The sequence below is a fragment of the Streptomyces sp. NPDC059695 genome (assembly GCF_042733785.1).
GTDB lineage: Bacteria > Actinomycetota > Actinomycetes > Streptomycetales > Streptomycetaceae > Streptomyces.
In genome coordinates, this window is record NZ_JBHWFF010000012.1 from 77,681 (window position 1) to 97,166 (window position 19,486).

Below are 19,486 nucleotides of genomic sequence, written 5' to 3' on the forward strand. Positions count from 1 at the left end.
GCGCCCGGTCCCTGTGGTCGGCGGGGGCGCGGAGGGGGTCGTGGGGGCCTTTGCGGCGGGGGGGGCCGGTCTCCCCCGGCGTGCCGCCCTGGTCGTACCCGCCGATCCGGTGGGCGTCCGCGACCGGCCGGGGGTGGGGTGTGACACCTGCTCGGGTCGGGGCAGGAGGAGGAGCTCGGGAGGAGGAGCCGTGGGTCAGGCGCGGGAGCCGGCCCGGCGGCGCAGGACGACGAAGCCGAGGCCCGCGGCGGCGAGCGAGGCCGCTCCGGCACCGGCGGCGATCAGCGCGGCGGACTCGTCCTCGGCGGCGAACTCGGCACCGGCCGCGACACCGCCCTTCGGGACGACGGAGGTCTGGCGGCCGTTGTGCACGGTGATGCCGGTGTTGCCCGCGGGGGCCGGGGTGGTGACCGAGGGCGCCGGGGTGGGCCCGGCGTCCTTCTCGCAGCCCTTGGGGAGCTTCGGGAAGGCGATCCAGCGGTACGGGGTGTCGCCGCCCTGGGTGCGCTGGCCGACCTGCGGGGTGGCGGTGTCAGCCCCCTTGATGGTGAGGCCGGCACCGGTGTCGCCCGGGTGCGCCCGGTCGACGGTGACGAGGGGCTTGCCGGCCTCGTCCTTGAGGACGGCCTTCGGCCCCTTCTCCAGGTCGTGGGTGAGGGTCACGGTCAGCAGCGCGAAGACCGAGGGGATGTCCTGCCGGACGGTGCACTCGCCGACGGTGACGACGGGACCGGGGGTGGGGCCGGGCGCGGGCGTGGTGTCCGGGCTCTCGACGAGGCGCGGGGCGGCCTGCGTCCCGCCGCCCTGGATGTAGGCGGCGAAGCCGCCGCCGGGCTCCACGACGATGACGGCCTTGCCGTACCGCACGACCTTGCGGGTGCCGTTCAGCGTGGTGAGGACGCGGGTCCCGCCGTTCTCCACCGCCTGGAGGGTGTGGCGGCCGTACTTCACCGCGAGCTCCACGCGGGTGCCGTTCGCGAGCTCGTACGTGCCCGGGCGGGCGGCGGGGACGTAGTTGCCCTGCCAGGTGGAGGTCAGGCCGGTCTCGAAGAGCACGAGGAACGTGCCGTCGTCGTTGCCGGCGACCGGGTGCCCGTCGGCCTCCAGCGTGCCGACGCGCTGGCCCTCCTTCATGAGCTCGGCGCGGTAGTGCCCCTCGCCGACCTCGAAGATCCTGGCCTCGGCGCCGTTGGGCAGGATCTGGGTCCGGACGTAGGTGCCGCCCTCCTCGCCCGCCGCGGCGCCGGTCTCGGGAGCCTCGGTCTTCGGAGCCTCGGTCTTCGGAGCCTCGGTCTTGGGGGCCTCGGTCTTCGGAGCCTCGGTCCCGGGGCCCGCCACCTCCACCGTCCCGGCCTCCGGAGACCCGGTCCGGTGGTCCGTCACCTTCACCGTCCCGTTCACCGTCCCGGGCAGGACCGGCTTCGCCGCCACCGGGCCGTCCACGGCGAACGCGGCGCCGGCGACGAGGGCAGGAGCGGTGATCGCGACGCCCGCCACGAGGGCGGTGGCGACGGCGGTGCGAAGGGCGGTGCGCATAACGACTCCTGTTGATTCAGGTAGGTGGCTGGATGAGTCGCATGCCGCTTTTTCTCGGTCCGACTGTGTCCGGTGAGGTCTGGCTGGCTGCTGAAGAAAATCTATTGATCTTGTATGAGGGAGCTGTCCGCTCCCTGTCACGGCCATGTGACAGGAGTCACCACGCCGCCGGACCCCCTGTGACCTCGGGCTCCATGAAGGGGCGGCCCTGTACAGGTCGCTACGCGCGTAGATATGCTCGACTGGTGACCATGCCCACCACTGCATCCGCAGCATCCGCATTCGCCGACGTGACCGCGTCCGACAGTGCGCTGCGCCGCTTCCTCCACGGGCTGCCCGGCGTCGACGCCGTCGGCCTGGAGGCGCGCGCCGCGTCCCTCGGCACCCGCTCGATCAAGACCACGGCCAAGGCGTACGCCATCGACCTGGCCATTTCCATGATCGACCTGACGACGCTCGAAGGCGCGGACACCCCGGGCAAGGTCCGGGCGCTCGCCGCCAAGGCCGTCAACCCCGATCCGACCGACCGCACGACCCCGAAGACCGCCGCCGTCTGCGTCTACCCCGACATGGTGGCCACCGCCAAGGCCGCCGTCGCGGGCTCGGGCGTCAAGGTCGCCTCGGTCGCCACCGCCTTCCCGGCCGGACGTGCCGCGCTCCCCGTGAAGCTGGCCGACACCGCCGACGCGATCGCCGCCGGCGCCGACGAGATCGACATGGTCATCGACCGTGGCGCGTTCCTCGCCGGCCGGTACCTGGAGGTCTTCGAGCAGATCGCCGCGATCAAGGCGGAGTGCGGCGACCGCGCCCGCCTCAAGGTGATCTTCGAGACGGGCGAGCTGTCCACGTACGACAACATCCGCCGCGCCTCCTGGCTCGGCATGATGGCCGGCGCGGACTTCATCAAGACCTCGACCGGCAAGGTCGCGGTCAACGCCACCCCGGCGAACACCCTCCTCATGCTGGAGGCCGTGCGCGACTACCGCGCGCAGACCGGCGTCCAGATCGGCGTGAAGCCGGCCGGCGGCATCCGCAACACCAAGGAAGCGATCAAGTTCCTGGTTCTCGTCAACGAGACCGTGGGTGAGGACTGGCTGGACAACCACTGGTTCCGCTTCGGCGCTTCCAGCCTGCTCAACGACCTGCTGATGCAGCGCCAGAAGCTGGCGACCGGCCGTTACTCCGGCCCCGATTACGTGACGGTGGACTGATCAACATGGCATCTGCATTCGAGTACGCGCCGGCGCCGGAGTCGCGCTCGGTCGTCGACATCGCGCCGAGCTACGGCCTGTTCATCGACGGCGAGTTCACCGACGCCGCCGACGGCAAGGTCTTCAAGACCGTCTCCCCCTCCTCCGAGGAGGTCCTCGCCGAGGTCGCCCAGGCGGGCACCGAGGACGTCGACCGCGCGGTGAAGGCGGCACGGAAGGCCTTCGAGAAGTGGTCGGCGCTGCCCGGCTCCGAGCGCGCCAAGTACCTCTTCCGCATCGCCCGGATCATCCAGGAGCGCAGCCGCGAGCTGGCCGTCCTGGAGACCCTGGACAACGGCAAGCCGATCAAGGAGACCCGCGACGCGGACCTCCCCCTGGTCGCCGCCCACTTCTTCTACTACGCGGGCTGGGCCGACAAGCTCGACCACGCGGGCTACGGCGCGAACCCGCGCCCGCTGGGCGTGGCCGGCCAGGTCATCCCGTGGAACTTCCCGCTGCTCATGCTGGCGTGGAAGATCGCCCCGGCGCTCGCGACCGGCAACACGGTCGTCCTGAAGCCGGCCGAGACGACCCCGCTGACCGCCCTGTTCTTCGCGGACATCTGCCGCCAGGCCGGGCTGCCGAAGGGCGTCGTCAACATCCTTCCCGGGTACGGGGAGACGGGCGCCGCGCTGGTCGCGCACCCCGACGTGAACAAGGTCGCCTTCACCGGTTCGACCGCCGTCGGCAAGGCCATCGCGCGTTCGATCGCCGGCACCGACAAGAAGGTCACCCTGGAGCTGGGCGGCAAGGGCGCCAACATCGTCTTCGACGACGCCCCCATCGACCAGGCCGTCGAGGGCATCGTCAACGGCATCTTCTTCAACCAGGGCCAGGTCTGCTGCGCGGGCTCGCGCCTCCTCGTCCAGGAGTCGATCCAGGACGAGCTGCTCGACAGCCTGAAGCGCCGCCTCTCGACGCTGCGCCTGGGCGACCCGCTCGACAAGAACACCGACATCGGCGCCATCAACTCCTCGGAGCAGCTGGCCCGCATCACGTCCCTGGTCGAGCAGGGCGAGGCGGAGGGCGCCGAGCGCTGGACCGCCGCGTGCGACATCCCGACGGCCGGCTACTGGTTCGCCCCGACGCTCTTCACGGGCGTGACGCAGGCGCACCGCATCGCCCGCGACGAGATCTTCGGCCCGGTCCTGTCGGTGCTGTCCTTCCGTACCCCCGACGAGGCGGTCGCGAAGGCCAACAACAGCCAGTACGGCCTGTCGGCGGGCATCTGGACGGAGAAGGGCTCCCGCATCCTCGCGGTCGCCAACAAGCTCCGGGCCGGAGTCGTCTGGGCCAACACGTTCAACAAGTTCGACCCGACCTCGCCCTTCGGCGGATACAAGGAGTCGGGCTTCGGCCGCGAGGGCGGCCGCCACGGTCTGGAGGCCTACCTCGATGTCTGACACGACTCGCCTTGGCGTCTTCAAGACCTACAAGCTGTACGTCGGGGGCAAGTTCCCCCGCTCCGAGAGCGGCCGGGTGTACGAGGTGAGCGACTCCAAGGGCAAGTGGCTGGCGAACGCTCCGCTCTCCTCCCGCAAGGACGCGCGTGACGCGGTCGTGGCGGCCCGCAAGGCCTTCGGCGGCTGGGCGGGCGCGACCGCGTACAACCGCGGCCAGATCCTCTACCGCGTCGCCGAGATGCTGGAGGGCCGGCGGGACCAGTTCGTCCGCGAGGTCGCGGACGCGGAGGGCCTGTCGAAGTCGAAGGCCGCCGCGGTCGTCGACGCGGCGATCGACCGCTGGGTCTGGTACGCGGGCTGGACCGACAAGATCGCCCAGATCGTGGGCGGCGCCAACCCGGTCGCGGGCCCGTACTTCAACCTGTCGACCCCGGAGCCGACGGGTGTCGTCACGGTCGTGGCCCCGCAGGACTCGTCCTTCCTGGGCCTGGTGTCGGTGATCGCCCCGGTGATCGCGACGGGCAACACGGCCGTCGTCATCGCGAGCGAGAAGTCCCCGCTCCCCGCCCTGTCCCTGGGCGAGGTCCTGGCGACCTCGGACCTCCCGGGCGGCGTCGTGAACATCCTCTCCGGCAAGGCCTCCGAGATGGGCCCGCACCTCGCGGCCCACCAGGACGTCAACGCGATCGACCTCACGGGCGCGACCGAGGGCGACCTCGCCCGCGACCTGGAGATCGCGGCGGCGGACAACCTGAAGCGCGTCCTGCGCCCCCGCTCCGAGGACTTCGCCGAGTCCCCGGGCACGGACCGCATGACCGCGTTCCTGGAGACGAAGACGGTCTGGCACCCCACGGGTTCGCTGGGCGCGAGCGGCTCCTCGTACTAGTCCCCCCACCGCGAAGGCCCCCGGGCAGCAGCACTGCCCGGGGGCCTTGCGCATGCCCGTGATCGATCGCAGGATCGCTCCACGCAGCCGACCGCGGTGACGGGCCGGATCCGACGGACCAGGCGCTGACCGCTACGGCAGCAGCCCCCGCGCGACGCCGCCCACCACCGGCAGGTCGGCCACGGCGCCGCCCTTCGTGATGTGGTCGGTGACCAGGTTCGTGCCGACCGGCTTGAAGTCGGCGATCTGGGTGCCGAGGCCGTTGTCGAGCGGGTCGACGCCGGTGTTGGCCAGCGGGTCGAGCTGGAGGCGGGTCAGCGGGCCCAGGCCCTGCGTGACGCCGGCCAGCGCGCCCGCACCGGCCGCGCCGGCGTCCGTCCTGCTCAGCGAGTCGACCGGCAGCGGCACCGGGGCGGCGGCCTGCGCCGCGGCACCCGCGCCGAACACCGCGGCACCCGCCGCCGTGACGGTGAGACCGGCCTTGAGCAGGGCACTGCGGCGGGGGGTCCGGGGCTCTGCGTGACGCGCCATGGAGATCCTTCCAGGGGGTGAGCGGACGGGCACCGACAGTAGTCGAGGTGTGATGCTCGATACCAACGGCCTTCCTCGGTGGTCCCCTGGACGGGGGAATGCCTCACACTGGTGTTCCGTGAGTTCCCTACCGATCCCGACCCGGGTCGTCCTGCTCGCGGGCCCCTCCGGCTCCGGCAAGTCGTCCCTCGCCGCCGTCGCCGGCCTTCCGGTCCTGCGCCTCGACGATTTCTACAAGGAGGCAGGCGACCCGACGCTCCCGCTCGTCGACGGCTCCACGGACGTCGACTGGGACTCCCCGCGTTCCTGGGACGCGGACGCCGCCGTCGCCGCGATCGTCGAACTGTGCCGTACGGGACGGACCGACGTCCCCGTGTACGACATCGCCACCAGCTCCCGGACGGGCGGTGAGCGGCTCGACATCGCGCGGACCCCGCTCTTCGTGGCGGAGGGCATCTTCGCGGCGGAGATCGTGACCCGCTGCCGCGACCTCGACGTCCTCGCGGACGCGCTCTGCCTGCGCGGCCGTCCCTCGACGACCTTCCGCCGCCGGCTCCTGCGGGACCTGCGCGAGGGCCGCAAGTCCGTGCCGTTCCTGCTGCGCCGCGGCTGGCGTCTGATGCGCGCCGAACGCGCGATCGTCGCCCGCCAGGCAGCCCTGGGCGCCCACCCGTGCGCGAAGCCGGAGGCCCTGGGCCGCCTGGCCGCCGCGGCGGCGGGGCGCCACCGCACCCCTGCCGCGAGCTGACGCTCCGCACGCCGCGCAACACGAAGCGGGCCGTACGAGACCCCCCGGACTCGTACGACCCGCTTCGCTTACCCGTACCCCCGTACGGTCCCCCGTGTTTCCCCCGTCCCCCAAGAGCCCCGTTTCCCCCGTGGCCCCCGTAGGGTCGTTCCCCCCGACCTTCAGGCCACCAGCTCGCCGAAGGACTCCTCCTCGTCACGGCCGAAGCTCAGCACCTCGTCCTCGCGCAGTCGCCGCAGCGAGCGCCAGATGCTCGACTTCACCGTGCCGACACTGATGTCCAGGATCTCCGCGATCTCCGGATCGGTACGGCCCTCGTAGTAGCGCAGCACCAGCATCGTCCGCTGGAGCTCGGGCAGGCGGGCCAGGGCCTGCCACAGGACCGCGCGCAGCTCCGTACCCCGCATCGCGTCCGTCTCGCCGACCGTCTCCGGCAGCTCCTCGGTCGGGTACTCGTTGAGCTTGCGCCGGCGCCAGGCGCTGATGTGCAGATTGGTCATGGTGCGGCGGAGGTACCCGCCGACCGCGGCCTTGTCACTGATCCGGTCCCAGGCGCGGTACGTGGAGAACAGCGCGCTCTGGAGCAGGTCCTCGGCCTCGAAACGGTCACCGGTGAGGTGGTAGGCGGTGGCGTACAGGGAGGCACGACGCTCCTGGACGTAGGCCGTGAACTCGGCCTCCGAGCAGGTGCGCTCCCCCGTGACCTCCCCGTACGCCGCTCCCCCGTCAGCAACGGCCACCATGTACGGCGCCTTGCGCTGACGCCCGACGTTGCGAACGCACCCCCGCCCGTTCACACCGCCGGACTTCTCCGTGCTCCGCACGACGTCGTGGAGACGCGTGACAACTGCGCTTGAGGTGGTGCTGTGCAGTGCGTTCATCTCGCGCCCCCCGTCGGTTGGAGTGTGTTTCGGTCCGTGTGCCAAGAAGCTTGCCCGGCGGACTTCATGGCGGTGTCCGCCGACTGTCACAGCCGTGTCACAGGGAACGGAACAGAAGCGGGTCGACGAGCGGTCGATCTCGGACGGCCGAATGGGTCAGAATGACGACGTGCCTTTTCTGCTGCTGATCGAGGACGACGACGCCATCCGCACGGCCCTCGAACTCTCCCTGTCCCGGCAGGGCCACCGGGTGGCCACCGCCGCGACGGGCGAGGACGGACTCCAGCTGCTGCGTGAGCAGCGGCCGGACCTGGTCGTGCTCGACGTCATGCTGCCCGGCATCGACGGCTTCGAGGTCTGCCGGCGCATCCGCCGGACCGACCAGCTGCCGATCATCCTGCTGACCGCGCGAAGCGACGACATCGACGTGGTCGTCGGGCTGGAGTCCGGCGCCGACGACTACGTCGTGAAACCGGTGCAGGGGCGGGTCCTGGACGCCCGCATCCGGGCCGTGCTGCGGCGCGGGGAGCGCGAGTCCACGGACTCGGCGACGTACGGCTCCCTGGTGATCGACCGTTCGGCGATGACCGTCACCAAGAACGGCGAGGACCTCCAGCTCACCCCGACCGAGCTGCGGCTGCTGCTGGAGCTGAGCCGGCGCCCCGGACAGGCGCTGTCCCGGCAGCAGTTGCTGCGGCTCGTGTGGGAGCACGACTACCTGGGCGACTCGCGGCTCGTCGACGCCTGCGTGCAGCGGCTGCGCGCCAAGGTGGAGGACGTGCCGTCCTCGCCGACGCTGATCCGCACCGTCCGCGGGGTCGGTTACCGGCTGGACGTCCCTGCGTGAGCAAGGGGATCTACACCCGTCTGCGGCTCTCCAGCCTGCGGCTCCGGCTCGTCGTCGTCTTCGCCCTCGTCGCGCTCACCGCGGCCGTCGCCGCCTCCGGCATCGCGTACTGGCTCAACCGGGAGGCGGTGCTGACCCGCACCCAGGACGGGGCGCTCAACGACTTCCGGCAGGAGATGCAGAACCGGGCGGCGACGCTGCCGCTCCGGCCCACCCAGGACGACCTGCGACGGACCGCCGAACAGATGGCGGCCGGCAGCGCCGCCCAGTACCAGGTGCTGCTGCTCGGGGAGCGGGCCGCGGGCAAGCCGATCGTGGGCGCCTCCGACCCGGACGACTTCACGCTGGCCGACGTGCCGCGCTCGCTCCAGGACGCGGTGGACACCAAGCGGTCGGTGACGGAGGCCAATCCGTACGCCTACCACCTGTTCTGGCAGCGTACGGAGCGCAACGGCACGCCGTACCTGGTCGGCGGGACACGGATCGACGGCGGGGGCCCCGCCGGTTACATGTTCAAGTCGCTCGCCGCGGAGAAGGCCGACCTGAACTCGCTCGCCTGGTCGCTGGGGATCGCCACGGCGCTCGCCGTGGCCGGCTCGGTGCTGCTCGCGCAGGTCGCGGCGACGACCGTGCTGCGCCCCGTGCACCGGCTCGGCGAGGCGGCCCGGCAGCTCGGCGAGGGGAAGCTCGACACCCGGCTGCGGGTCACCGGCGCGGACGAACTGGCCGACCTCACCCGTACGTTCAACAGCGCGGCCGAGTCGCTGCAGAAGAAGGTCGCGGACATGAGCGCGCGGGAGGAGTCCTCCCGGCGGTTCGTGGCCGACATGTCGCACGAGCTGCGGACCCCGCTGACCGCGCTGACGGCCGTCACCGAGGTCCTGGAGGACGAGCAGGACTCCCTGGACCCGATGATCGCCCCGGCGGTGGCGCTCGTGGTCAGCGAGACGCGCCGCCTCAACAACCTGGTGGAGAACCTGATGGAGGTGACCCGCTTCGACGCGGGCACCGCGCGGCTCGTCCTCGACGAGGTGGACATCGCGGACCAGATCACCGCGTGCATCGACGCGCGCGCCTGGCTGGACGCGGTCGACCTCGACGCGGAGCGCGGGATCGTGGCGCCGCTCGACCCGCGCCGCCTCGACGTGATCCTGGCGAACCTGATCGGGAACGCGCTCAAGCACGGCGGCTCGCCGGTCCGGGTCTCGGTCCGCACGGACGAGGAAGAGCTGGTCATCGCGGTACGGGACCACGGCCCCGGCATCCCGGAAGACGTACTGCCGCACGTCTTCGACCGCTTCTACAAGGCGAGCGCGTCCCGGCCGCGGTCCGACGGCAGCGGGCTCGGTCTGTCGATCGCCATGGAGAACGCGCTGATCCACGGCGGTTCGATCACGGCGTCCAACTCGGTCGGCGAGGACGGGAAGGTCGACGGCGCGGTGTTCGTGCTGCGGCTGCCGCTGGACGCCTCGGGCATCACGCGCGAGGTGCAGACCCGCAGCAGCCAGGGCGAGGTGGAGGAAGCGTGAGGCGTCACGTCCAGGTCCTGGCGGTGGCGGCGCTCGCCGCGCTGGTCGGCGGCTGCGGGATCCGGACCACGTCGGTCCCGGTCGACGCGGGCGCGGCCCCGTCCCGGGTCCCGTGCCAGGTGACCGACGACGGCACGACGGAGACGGCGGCGCAGGGCGTGCCGGTCCGGGTGTTCCTGGTGTGCGGCTCGCAGCTGGAGTCGGTGGACCGCCGGTCGCCGCTGCCCGAGGAGAAGGCGGGCGGCGATCCCGTGCGGACCGCCGGCAGGCTGCTCGCGCAGCTGCTCGCCGAGCCCTCGGAGAGCGAGCGGGAGGCCGGCTTCTCGACGGCGGTGCGCGGTCCGCTGACGGTGGGCGGCGGGCACCGGGGCGACCCGGCGGGCACGCTGCGGCTGAGTCGCCAGCCGGAGGACCTGGCGCCGACGTCGCTGTCGCAGCTCGTCTGCACCTTCGCGGAGAGCTCCGCGGGCGCGGGCGGGCACACGGTGCTGCTGGGCGGGCCGGGGGCGTACGCGCCGAAGCGGTACCGGTGCACGGCGGAACTCCGCGAGCGCCCGGACTCCGCCCCACCCACAGCCCCGACCCCGACCCCGACCCCGAGCTGACCCCGGTCGCTGCCCACGTGGGCCCGCGCCCACGCCCGTGTGGGCCCGCGCCCCTGTGGGCCTTCGCCCACGCCCGTGTGGGCAATCGTCCCGCTGGGGCGGGACGGGTGGGCACACGGGACGGCGCCCTCAGCGGCGCCTCCGCGTTCCGGGCCCGGACCCGCACCACGTCCGCCGCACCAGGTGGTGCGGGGCAAGGCTCGGCAGCCTAGGCCCGGCACGGGGCGCCGTTCCGTTGTGCCCACCCTCCCCCAAGCTCTCGGCTTCGCTCGAGCAGGGGGGACCCCCATCGCCCCTGCGGAACGATTGCCCACAACGGGGCGGGCGCGGGCCCACAACGGGCGGGGCGCGGGCCCAGGACAAGGCGCGGCGGAACCGATTCCGGTGGTGGGGGCGTCTTGGGGGGCGTGCAGCGTCAAGGTTCGGGCGGCCAGGCCGCCACGGTCGTCCGCGTGGCGGGGTTCGTCCTCCTCGTCGCGCATCTGGTGCTCGTCGCCTGGACCGGGCTCCGCCCACGCGACGTCGCGTGGGTGACCGCGCCGAACACGATCCCGCTGCACGGCCTGCGCGCCGATCTCGCGCTCGGCGGCGCCGAGGCCGCCCGTCTGATCGGCGAGGGCCTGCTGCTCCTGGCCCCGCTCGGGGTACTGCTGCCGATGGCCGACGGACGGCTCCACGTGTCCGGGTGGGCCTCCCTGGCCCGTACGACCGCCGCGGGCGCGCTGGTGTCGCTGGCGCTGGAGCTGCTGCAGACCGCGGTACCGGGCCAGGTCGTCGACGTGGACTCCGTACTCCTGAACACGACGGGCGTCGCACTCGCGCACCTCCTGCTGGTCCCGGCCGGCCGGACCCGGCTGCGCCGCAGGTGGGAGGCGCTCCACCTGCCGGACCAGGGTTCCGCCCCACCGCGGAACGAGGGTTCTCAGGGTGCGACCCCGACGATTACCAGGGTCCCGATCGCCCCGTAGACCGACGCTTCGTCCCCCTCCCCGGCGGCAGTATGGAGTCATCGGGAGCCCGAAGGAGCGGCTCCCGGAGCGAACTCCGAAGGAGCCCACCATGGCCGCACTGACCCGCCCCCGTGACGGACGCGTGCTCGGCGGAGTGTGCGCGGCGCTGGCCCGGCGCTTCGGCACCTCCGCGACGACGATGCGCGTGATCTTCCTGGTCTCGTGCCTGCTGCCCGGCCCGCAGTTCCTGCTCTACCTGGCGCTGTGGTTCCTGCTGCCGGCCGAGAAGACCGCGAGCACGGCCTGGTAGCCGCCGCTCGTCCGTACGCCGAAGGGGCGCGTACCCGGGGTTCCGGGTGCGCGCCCCTTCGGCGTGTACGGCGGGGGTCAGCCGATCGGGAGACCGCCGGCGCCCAGCGGCAGGCCGCCGAGGAGGCCGCCGAGCGGGGTGGCGCCGAGGCCGCCGGCGGCGGCGTCGAGCGGGAGGTTCTGGGTGGCCTGGCCGGCGGCGGCGGGAAGGGTCTTCACGCCCTGCTCCAGGCCCTGGCCGACGGCGCCCTGTCCGGCACCGAGGGACTCGGTGGCGCCGTCAGGGAGCGTGGTGAGGCCGTCCCCCAGCGGAACGGCCGAGGTCACCGTGCCCAGGGCGTCGGCGTCGAGCGGCAGGGCGGGCGCGGCGGTGGCCGCGCCGGCACCGGCGGCGACGAAAGCGGCACCGAGAGCGGCGACACCGAGCTTCTTGGCGGCAGACTGCTTCATCAGAAAATCTTCCTTGGGGAATCCGGGGGCTTCGGGGAAAGCCGGGAGGGGAAATCCTGGGAATTGAGAGCGGCTCTGCAACCTAACCAGCGAACGTCGCCTCCGCAAACACCGGAAAGCGGCCGGGTGTCGTGCCGACCCGGCCGCTTCCGACCCCTCCGAGGGGCGCCTCTCAGCCCTCCGTGCGGGAAGACTCGCTGGTCGTGGCGGTCTGCTGGAACAGCCATTCGGACTTGAGCTCGGCGTATCCGGGCTTGATGACCTCATTGATCATGGCCAGGCGTTCATCGAAAGGAATGAACGCTGATTTCATCGCATTGACCGTGAACCACTGCATGTCGTCGAGCGTGTAATCGAATGCCTCGGTCAGCAGCTCGAATTCACGGCTCATGCTCGTCCCGCTCATGAGCCGGTTGTCGGTGTTGACCGTGGCCCGGAAGTGGAGTCGGCGGAGCAGTCCGATGGGGTGCTCGGCGAACGAGGCGGCGGCGCCGGTCTGGAGGTTGGAGGAGGGGCACATCTCCAGCGGGATCCGCTTGTCGCGGACGTACGCCGCGAGGCGGCCGAGGCGGACGGAGCCGTCGTCGGCGACCTCGATGTCGTCGATGATCCGGACGCCGTGGCCGAGCCGGTCGGCGCCGCACCACTGGAGCGCCTGCCAGATCGACGGCAGTCCGAAGGCCTCGCCCGCGTGGATGGTGAAGTGGTTGTTCTCGCGCTTGAGGTACTCGAAGGCGTCGAGGTGGCGGGTGGGCGGGTAGCCCGCCTCGGCGCCGGCGATGTCGAAGCCGGCGACGCCGGAGTCGCGGTAGCGGTTGGCGAGTTCGGCGATCTCCAGGGCGCGGGCGGCGTGCCGCATGGCGGTGAGGAGGGCGCCGACCCGGATCCGGTGGCCGTTGGCCCTGGCCTGCCGCTCGCCCTCGCGGAAGCCCTCGTTGACGGCCTCCACGACCTCTTCGAGGGTGAGGCCGCCCTCCAGGTGCTGCTCGGGGGCGTAGCGCACCTCGGCGTAGACGACGCCGTCCTCGGCGAGGTCGAAGGCGCACTCGGCGGCGACGCGGAAGAGGGCGTCCCGGGTCTGCATGACGGCGCAGGTGTGCGCGAAGGTCTCCAGGTACCGCTCCAGGGACCCGGAGTCGGCGGCTTCGCGGAACCAGATGCCGAGCTCGTCGGGCTCCGTCTCGGGGAGCTGCTCGTAGCCCTGCTCCCGGGCGAGTTCGATGATCGTGCCGGGGCGCAGTCCGCCGTCGAGGTGGTCGTGGAGCAGCACCTTCGGGGCACGGCGGATCTGGTCCGCGGTGGGGACGTTGGGGGTCTGGCTCGTCATTTCCGCACTCTAGCCCCTACGCGCGTAGAACACCCCGCGCGGCGCCGCTTTTCTCGTGGCGGGCGACGACCCCCACCCCTGGGGGTGTCCTGGCGATCACGCCGCGAGCCCGGCCTGATCGCCAAGACACCCCCTAGCCTGCCCGCATGACCTCCACCGCACCCGAACTCCCGCGCGTCCACCGCTTCCTGGCCGACTTCCACCGCCGGCAGGCGGCCCGTACCGTCGAGTTTCCCGGCGCCTTCGCGGTGCTCGACGACGCCTACCGCAACTCCCGGGGGAACAACCACCTGCTCGCCGACGGGGCCGTGGCCCCCGAGGCGCTGGCCGGGTACGCGGAGGAGGCCCTCGGCCACCTCCCGTACCGCTGCGCGTACGTCCTGGACGAGACCGTCGCCGCCGCGTGCGTGGCGCCGATGGAGCGGGCCGGGTACCGGCACGCCACCACGCTGGTCATGGCGCACCGCGGCCCGGTGCCGGCGCACGGCGGGGCGCGGGAGGTCGACTTCGACGAGCTGCGCGGCCCGGTCACCGCGTCCTGGCCGCGCTTCGCCCCGGCGGCGACGCCGGAGCACATCCACGACCTGGTGGAGCGGCGCACGGCACGGCGGCGCGGGGCCGAGGACGTACGGTTCCTCGCCGTGCACACCCCGGAGGGCGAGGTCGCGGCCTGGGCCGACCTGTACATGGACCCGGCGGCGGGGATCGCGCAGATCGAGGACCTGGTCACCGTCGAGGCCCACCTCGGGCGGGGATACGCGGGCCGGGTCCTGGACACGGCCCTGCACGAGGCCGCCGCCGCGGGCTGCGCGACCCGCTTCCTCACTGCCTTCGCGGGCGACTGGCCCCACCGCTGGTACGCCCGCAAGGGCTTCCGGCTGATCGGCTCGGTGGCCCGGTTCGAACGGGTATAGGAACAAAAGGCGTTCGCTCACCGGACGATACGTAACAGAGACCGCGCGTACGGCTGGCGTACACCTCCGCTTCTGAGACTGTTCTGCCATGGCGCACATCGCACTCGTGGGGCCGCCCGAATCCCGGAGACCCCGGTTGGGACGGCCCGTCAGTTCCCGGTCGGCCGTCGCGACGGGCGGCGTGGTGCTGCTGCTGCCCGACGGTGAGCCGGTGTCGACGCGGCGGGCTTCCGCGCGGGCCCACGCGGCGATGCTGCCGCTGGGGCGCGGTCTGGTCCGGGCGGGCCGGTCCGAGGGGCTCGCCGCGCACGTGGTGCGCTACCGGGCCCGCGGCTGGAACGGCGCGGACGCGGACCTCGTCACGGACGCCTCCTGGGCGGTCGAGGAGGCCGTACGGCGCTACGGCGACGTCCCCGTCTGCCTGCTGGGGCACGGGATGGGCGCGCGGGCGGCGCTGCGGGCGGCCGGGCATCCGGCGGTCGCCGCGGTGCTCGCGCTCGCGCCCTGGCTGCCGGAGGACGACGTGGCTGCCGAGCCGGAGCCCGTCCGGCAGCTGGTCGGGCGCAGGGTGCTCCTCGTGCACGGGACGAACGACGCGCGGAGGGACCCGGAGCTGTCGTTCCGGTTCGCCGAGCGGGCGAAGAAGGCGAACCGCGACACCTGCCGCTTCGAGGTCCACTCGGACGGCCACGCGCTGCGCCAGTACGCGGCCGAGGTCCGGGCCCTCGCCGCGGACTTCGTGCTCGGTGCCCTCTTCTCCCGGCCGGTCGCCCGTCCGCTGACCGACGCGATGGCGGCTCCCCCGCCGCTCGGCCTGCGGATGCCGCTGGCGGCCGGTTTCGGAGGGTCACGACGGAGGTGACGGTTCCTTCGGGAGCAGATGGCCGCGCCTGCCGAGCAGGAACTTCTTGAAGGCGGCCACCGGGGCCGTGTCCGGGTGGCCGTCGAGCCAGGCGACGCCGATCTCGCGGACCGCGCGCGGCGCGGTGACGGTGAGCTCGACGACGCCGGGGCGGGGCACGGCGGGCGGGGGCAGCAGGGCGACGCCGAGCCCGGCGGCGACGAGCCCGCGCAGGGTCTCGGCCTCCTCGCCCTCGAACGCCACCCGGGGCCTGAACCCGGCCTCGGCGCACAGGTCGTCGGTGATGCGGCGGAGCCCGTACCCCGGCTCCAGGGTCACGAAGGTCTCCTCCGCGGCCTCGGCGAGCCGCACCCGCTTCCGGCCGGCGAGCCGGTGGTCGTCGGGGACGACGAGCCGCAGCCGCTGTTCGTCGAGGCGCCGGGCGACCAGGTCGGGGGCGTCCGGCACCGGGGAGGTCAGGCAGAGGTCGAGGTCTCCGGCCCGCAGCCGCTCGATCATGGCCTCGCCGTAGTTCTGGACGAGGGTGAAGCGGATCCCCGGGTGGTCCACGCGGAAGGCGCGGATGAGGCCCGGGACGGTCTCGGAGCCCATCGTGTGGAGGAAGCCGAAGGCGACCCGGCCCGCCGTCGGGTCGGCGTCGGCCCGTACGGTGCCGGCGGCCCGCTCCACCTCGGCGAGGGCCCGCTCGGCGGCCGTGAGGAAGCGGCGGCCCGCCGGGGTGAGGGAGACCGTGCGGCCGCGCCGGGCGAAGAGGGAGACGCCGAGGTCCTGTTCGAGCCGGACCATGGCCCGGGAGAGCGTCGACTGCGGCACGCCCATCTCGGCCGCGGCGCGGGTCACGTGCTCGTGCCGGGCGACGGCCGCGAAGTACGCGAGCCGCGGCGCGAGCAGCGGTCCCATGTCTTCTTCGTTACTGTTCGGTGACAGGCGAGGCTGTGACCTGTACTCATGCGCCATGGGAACGATTACAGCAGTTCCGTGCATTGGACGCATGAAACGGACCGTCCTACGTTCGTGACATGCCTTCCGCCAGTACCAAGGCGGCCGCCACCCTCGCGTCCGCCGACACCCGCCTCTCCCCCGGTGCCCCCGGCTACCGCCGGATGAGCCTCGCGCTCTTCGCCGCCGGACTGGCCACCTTCGCCCTCCTCTACTCCACGCAGGCCCTCCTCCCGGCCATCTCGGCCGAGTTCGGCGCCACCGCCTCCGCCGCCTCCTGGACGGTCTCCGCCGCGACCGGCGCCCTCGCCCTCTGCGTCCTGCCGCTCAGCGCCCTCTCGGAGCGCCTCGGGCGGCGCACGATGATGACGGCCTCCCTCTCGGTCGCGGTCGCCGTGGCGCTCCTGGTGCCGCTCGCCCCGAACCTGGCGTCCCTGATCGTGCTCCGCGCGGTGCAGGGTGCCGCGCTCGCCGGCCTCCCGGCCTCGGCGATGGCGTACCTCGCGGAGGAGGTGCGGCCCCGGGCGCTGGTCGCCGCGATCGGCCTCTTCGTCGCGGGCAACTCGATCGGCGGCATGAGCGGCCGGCTCGTGACGGGCTGGGTGGCCCAGATGTGGGGCTGGCGCGCGGGTCTGGCCGCCGTCGGCCTGACCTCCCTGGCGTGCGCGCTCGCCTTCCGGGCGCTGCTCCCGAAGGCCCGGCACTTCACGCCCGGCACCCTGAACCCGAAGGCGCTCGCGCGGACCGTGCGGGGGCACCTGGCCGACCCGCTGCTCATGCGGCTGTACGTGATCGGCGCGCTGTTCATGACGGTCTTCGGCGCCGTGTACACGGTGATCGGCTACCGCCTGGTGGAGGCGCCGTTCTCGCTGCCGCAGGGCGTGATCGGCTCGATCTTCCTGGTCTACCTGGTGGGCACGGTCTCCTCGGCGGCGGCCGGGAAGCTCGTCGGGCGGCTCGGCCGGCGCGGGGCGCTGTACCTGGCGGTGTCGACGACGGCGGCGGGCCTGCTGTTCTCGCTCTCGGACTCCCTGGCCCTGGTCCTGGTGGGCCTGGTCCTGATCACGGCCGGGTTCTTCGCGGGCCACGCGGTCGCCTCCTCCTCGGTGAGCCGCACGGCGAAGACGGGCCGGGCGCAGGCCTCGGCGCTGTACCAGTCGGCGTACTACCTGGGCAGCAGCGCGGGCGGCACGCTCGGCGCGATGGCCTTCCACGCGGGCGGCTGGGCGGGCACGGTCCTGATCGGCCTGGTCGCGGTCCTCGGGGTCGTCTCGGTCACGCTGTACGGCTCGCACAGCGCGCGGGCCGCGGCGCGGCGGCCGCATCCGGCCACGGTCTAGCAACGGCCAGGAGCGCGTGGTTCCCCTTCGGGGCCGCAACCGTCACACTCCCCCGTACGTCCTCAAGAACAGGGACTCAAGGGGGAGTTGACGATCATGAACAGAGTGACGCGACAGATAGGCAGAAGGGCGGGCATCGCCGCCGGGATCACGGGGCTCGTGGTGCCGATGACGATCGCGCTCGGTACGGCCCCGGCGCAGGCGGCGTCCTGCAACGTGACGACGGGGCCGTACCAGAAGCAGGTGGAGAAGTTCCTCGGACGGACGGTCGACGGGCGCCAGTCGCTCGCCGACTGCCAGGCGATCCAGGCCTTCCAGCGCAAGCACGGCATCACCCCGACCGTGGGGTACGCCGGGCCGCTGACCTGGCGCACGATGAACACGATGATCCAGCAGAAGGCGGCCGGGTCGAACCCGAACAAGGACCGCAGGTGTCCGACGAACAAGGGCCGGATCGCCTGCGTCGACCTGACCCGCCAGCTGAGCTGGATCCAGGACGGCTCGCGCCTGACGTACGGTCCGGTGCCGGTCCGCACGGGCAGGGACGGCGCCGAGACCCGCACCGGCGCCAAGAAGGTCTACTGGCGCAACATCAACCACTGGTCGACGCTGTACAACGTGTCCATGCCGTACGCGCAGTTCTTCGACGGCGGACAGGCCTTCCACTCGACGACCAAGTCCATGTGGAACCCGCCCGGTTCCGCCGGCTGCGTCAACATGACGTCCAAGGACGCGAAGGCCTACTGGAGCCTGCTCAGGAACGGCGACGACGTGTTCGTCTACGGCCGCAAGCCGGGAACCTGACCCCGGCTGTCAGTGCGCTGCGGTAGCTTCCCTCTCACCGGCACCGAACGGGTGCCGGTGAGGGGTGAGTGGGGTGTGGACCCGATGAGCGACGCCGCGACCGCGACGACCGAGGAACTCGACAAGTACCGCAGGGAGCTGACCGGTTACTGCTACCGGATGCTCGGATCCTCCTTCGAGGCGGAGGACGCGGTGCAGGACACGATGGTCCGCGCCTGGAAGGCCATCGACTCGTTCGAGGGCCGCTCCTCGCTGCGGTCCTGGCTGTACCGGATCGCCACCAACGTCTGCCTGGACGCGCTGAACGCCGGCAACCGGAGGGCGCGGCCCATGGACCTGACCGGCCCGACGCCCGTCGCGCAGGCGCAGCTCGTCAAGCAGCCGGAGATCACCTGGCTGGAGCCGGTTCCCGACGGGCGGGTGCTGCCCTCGGCCGGCGACCCGGCGGAGACGGCCGTCTCCCGCGAGACCGTGCGGCTCGCCTTCGTGGCCGCGCTCCAGCACCTGCCGCCCAAGCAGCGGGCCGTGCTCATCCTGCGGGAGGTGCTCGCCTGGCGGGCGAGCGAGGTCGCCGAGCTCCTGGACACCTCCGTCGCCTCGGTCAACAGCGCCCTCCAGCGGGCCCGCGCGACCCTGGCCGAGCAGGCACCGGCCGCCTCCGACCAGGCGGACCCGCTGGACGAGGAGCAGCGGGCGCTCCTGGAGCGCTATGTCGCCGCCTTCGAGGGCTACGACATGAAGGCGCTGACGGCGCTCCTCCACGAGGACGCGACGATGTCCATGCCGCCGTACGACCTGTGGCTCCAGGGCCACGACGACATCGTGGGCTGGATGCTGGGCGTCGGGGACGTGTGCCGGGGCTCGAAGCTGGTCGCCACCGTGGCGAACGGTTCGCCAGCCTTCGCGCACTACCACCCGGACCCGGCGGGCGGCTTCAGCCCGTGGGCGCTGATCGTCCTGGAGCTGCGGGACGGCAAGGTCGGCGGGATGGACTTCTTCCTGGACACCGAGCGGTGGTTCCCGCTGTTCGACCTGCCGGCGCGGCTGGACGGCTAGAGGCCGAGGGTTTCGGCCAGGCCGGTGAGGTGGAGCAGGGCCCGGAGCTCGGGCCCCACTCCTTCGAAGCGGATCCGGTGGCCGCGCCGGCCGGCGGCGAGGCTCAGCCGGGCGAGGGCGTCGACGGCGGTGAGGTCGGCGCCCGCGAGCGCGCCGGCCTCGCAGACGACCTCGCCGGGCGGGGCGGCGGCGAGCTCGGCGCAGAGCCGGGCGACGTCCTCCCGGCCGGGCCGGGCGGGCAGGGTCACGACGAGGGGCTGACTGGTGTCCACGTTCCGTACGACCGTCCGGGTGCGCGGAACTCATCGCTGAGGGGGGC

At 72.7% G+C, this 19,486-nt stretch carries 21 protein-coding genes; 14 read left to right on the forward strand and 7 right to left on the reverse strand.

The genetic code is table 11. The features are described from left to right. Positions 1–195: 195 nt before the first annotated feature. On the reverse strand, positions 196–1,536 hold the full coding sequence (locus ACFV2S_RS17030; RefSeq protein WP_385559124.1) for a hypothetical protein: 1,341 nt from the start codon (positions 1,534–1,536) through the stop codon (positions 196–198). 251 nt (positions 1,537–1,787) lie between these two features. On the opposite strand from ACFV2S_RS17030, the gene deoC reads away from it, so the two are divergent. From deoC to ACFV2S_RS17045, 3 genes are read left to right on the forward strand one after another with little or no spacing between them, the layout of a single operon-like run. After that, positions 1,788–2,747, forward strand: coding sequence for a deoxyribose-phosphate aldolase (gene deoC / locus ACFV2S_RS17035; protein ID WP_383668588.1), 960 nt, complete (start codon positions 1,788–1,790; stop codon positions 2,745–2,747). Between the two features lie 5 nt (positions 2,748–2,752). After that, positions 2,753–4,189: an aldehyde dehydrogenase family protein gene (locus ACFV2S_RS17040; RefSeq protein ID WP_385559127.1), complete on the forward strand. Its 1,437-nt coding sequence runs from the start codon at positions 2,753–2,755 to the stop codon at positions 4,187–4,189. Next, positions 4,182–5,075, forward strand: coding sequence for an aldehyde dehydrogenase family protein (locus ACFV2S_RS17045; protein WP_385559132.1), 894 nt, complete (start codon positions 4,182–4,184; stop codon positions 5,073–5,075). The genes ACFV2S_RS17040 and ACFV2S_RS17045 overlap by 8 nt, the downstream gene beginning before the upstream one ends. A gap of 132 nt (positions 5,076–5,207) precedes the next feature. On the opposite strand, the gene ACFV2S_RS17050 is transcribed toward ACFV2S_RS17045, so the two are convergent. Then, complete coding sequence (locus ACFV2S_RS17050) at positions 5,208–5,606, reverse strand: hypothetical protein (RefSeq protein ID WP_385559135.1); 399 nt, start codon at positions 5,604–5,606, stop codon at positions 5,208–5,210. Between the two features lie 52 nt (positions 5,607–5,658). Between ACFV2S_RS17050 and ACFV2S_RS17055 the strand changes: the two genes are divergently transcribed. After that, on the forward strand, positions 5,659–6,354 hold the full coding sequence (locus ACFV2S_RS17055; RefSeq protein ID WP_383787176.1) for an ATP-binding protein: 696 nt from the start codon (positions 5,659–5,661) through the stop codon (positions 6,352–6,354). 161 nt (positions 6,355–6,515) lie between these two features. Here the strand turns inward: ACFV2S_RS17055 and ACFV2S_RS17060 are convergent, their stop codons facing one another. Continuing rightward, positions 6,516–7,235 (reverse strand): SigE family RNA polymerase sigma factor, encoded by a 720-nt coding sequence (locus ACFV2S_RS17060; RefSeq protein WP_329854227.1) that lies wholly within the window; start codon positions 7,233–7,235, stop codon positions 6,516–6,518. A 169-nt stretch (positions 7,236–7,404) separates the two neighbouring features. Between ACFV2S_RS17060 and afsQ1 the strand changes: the two genes are divergently transcribed. The 5 genes from afsQ1 (at position 7,405) to ACFV2S_RS17085 (ending at position 11,476) form a co-directional block, all read left to right on the forward strand. Continuing rightward, a complete protein-coding gene (gene afsQ1 / locus ACFV2S_RS17065; RefSeq protein WP_017239746.1) occupies positions 7,405–8,082 on the forward strand; it encodes a two-component system response regulator AfsQ1 in 678 nt (225 codons plus the stop codon). Further along, positions 8,079–9,611 (forward strand): ATP-binding protein, encoded by a 1,533-nt coding sequence (locus ACFV2S_RS17070; RefSeq protein WP_385559138.1) that lies wholly within the window; start codon positions 8,079–8,081, stop codon positions 9,609–9,611. Before afsQ1 ends, ACFV2S_RS17070 begins: the two co-directional genes overlap by 4 nt. Continuing rightward, positions 9,608–10,216 carry a hypothetical protein gene (locus ACFV2S_RS17075; protein WP_385559141.1) on the forward strand — a complete coding sequence of 203 codons (609 nt, stop codon included), beginning with the start codon at positions 9,608–9,610 and terminating at the stop codon, positions 10,214–10,216. The genes ACFV2S_RS17070 and ACFV2S_RS17075 overlap by 4 nt, the downstream gene beginning before the upstream one ends. Positions 10,217–10,623: 407 nt before the next feature. Continuing rightward, positions 10,624–11,184, forward strand: a complete 561-nt coding sequence (locus tag ACFV2S_RS17080; protein WP_385559144.1) for a VanZ family protein — start codon at positions 10,624–10,626, stop codon at positions 11,182–11,184. Between the two features lie 91 nt (positions 11,185–11,275). Then, on the forward strand, positions 11,276–11,476 hold the full coding sequence (locus ACFV2S_RS17085; RefSeq protein WP_383802582.1) for a PspC domain-containing protein: 201 nt from the start codon (positions 11,276–11,278) through the stop codon (positions 11,474–11,476). 77 nt (positions 11,477–11,553) lie between these two features. Here ACFV2S_RS17085 and ACFV2S_RS17090 read toward each other — a convergent pair whose 3' ends face one another. Both ACFV2S_RS17090 and ACFV2S_RS17095 read right to left on the reverse strand, forming a co-directional pair. Next, positions 11,554–11,925 (reverse strand): hypothetical protein, encoded by a 372-nt coding sequence (locus ACFV2S_RS17090; protein ID WP_385559148.1) that lies wholly within the window; start codon positions 11,923–11,925, stop codon positions 11,554–11,556. Positions 11,926–12,097: 172 nt separating this feature from the next. Continuing rightward, positions 12,098–13,252 (reverse strand): adenosine deaminase, encoded by a 1,155-nt coding sequence (locus tag ACFV2S_RS17095; RefSeq protein WP_385559151.1) that lies wholly within the window; start codon positions 13,250–13,252, stop codon positions 12,098–12,100. A 146-nt stretch (positions 13,253–13,398) separates the two neighbouring features. On the opposite strand from ACFV2S_RS17095, the gene ACFV2S_RS17100 reads away from it, so the two are divergent. Both ACFV2S_RS17100 and ACFV2S_RS17105 read left to right on the forward strand, forming a co-directional pair. Then, on the forward strand, positions 13,399–14,166 hold the full coding sequence (locus ACFV2S_RS17100) for a GNAT family N-acetyltransferase (protein WP_385559154.1): 768 nt from the start codon (positions 13,399–13,401) through the stop codon (positions 14,164–14,166). Positions 14,167–14,254: 88 nt separating this feature from the next. After that, positions 14,255–15,028, forward strand: a complete 774-nt coding sequence (locus ACFV2S_RS17105) for a serine aminopeptidase domain-containing protein (protein WP_385559157.1) — start codon at positions 14,255–14,257, stop codon at positions 15,026–15,028. On the opposite strand, the gene ACFV2S_RS17110 is transcribed toward ACFV2S_RS17105, so the two are convergent. After that, positions 15,014–15,985: a LysR family transcriptional regulator gene (locus tag ACFV2S_RS17110; protein ID WP_385559160.1), complete on the reverse strand. Its 972-nt coding sequence runs from the start codon at positions 15,983–15,985 to the stop codon at positions 15,014–15,016. The two genes, ACFV2S_RS17105 and ACFV2S_RS17110, sit on opposite strands and share 15 nt — an antisense overlap. A gap of 62 nt (positions 15,986–16,047) precedes the next feature. Here ACFV2S_RS17110 and ACFV2S_RS17115 point away from each other — a divergent pair, with 62 nt between their 5' ends. From ACFV2S_RS17115 to ACFV2S_RS17125, 3 genes are all read left to right on the forward strand, one after another. Then, positions 16,048–17,307, forward strand: a complete 1,260-nt coding sequence (locus tag ACFV2S_RS17115) for an MFS transporter (protein ID WP_383786533.1) — start codon at positions 16,048–16,050, stop codon at positions 17,305–17,307. Between the two features lie 96 nt (positions 17,308–17,403). Then, positions 17,404–18,111, forward strand: coding sequence for a L,D-transpeptidase family protein (locus tag ACFV2S_RS17120; protein ID WP_385559163.1), 708 nt, complete (start codon positions 17,404–17,406; stop codon positions 18,109–18,111). Between the two features lie 84 nt (positions 18,112–18,195). Continuing rightward, positions 18,196–19,167: a sigma-70 family RNA polymerase sigma factor gene (locus tag ACFV2S_RS17125; RefSeq protein ID WP_385559166.1), complete on the forward strand. Its 972-nt coding sequence runs from the start codon at positions 18,196–18,198 to the stop codon at positions 19,165–19,167. Here the strand turns inward: ACFV2S_RS17125 and ACFV2S_RS17130 are convergent. Next, positions 19,164–19,439, reverse strand: coding sequence for an STAS domain-containing protein (locus ACFV2S_RS17130; protein WP_385559169.1), 276 nt, complete (start codon positions 19,437–19,439; stop codon positions 19,164–19,166). The two genes, ACFV2S_RS17125 and ACFV2S_RS17130, sit on opposite strands and share 4 nt — an antisense overlap. Between the last annotated feature and the right edge of the window lie 47 nt (positions 19,440–19,486).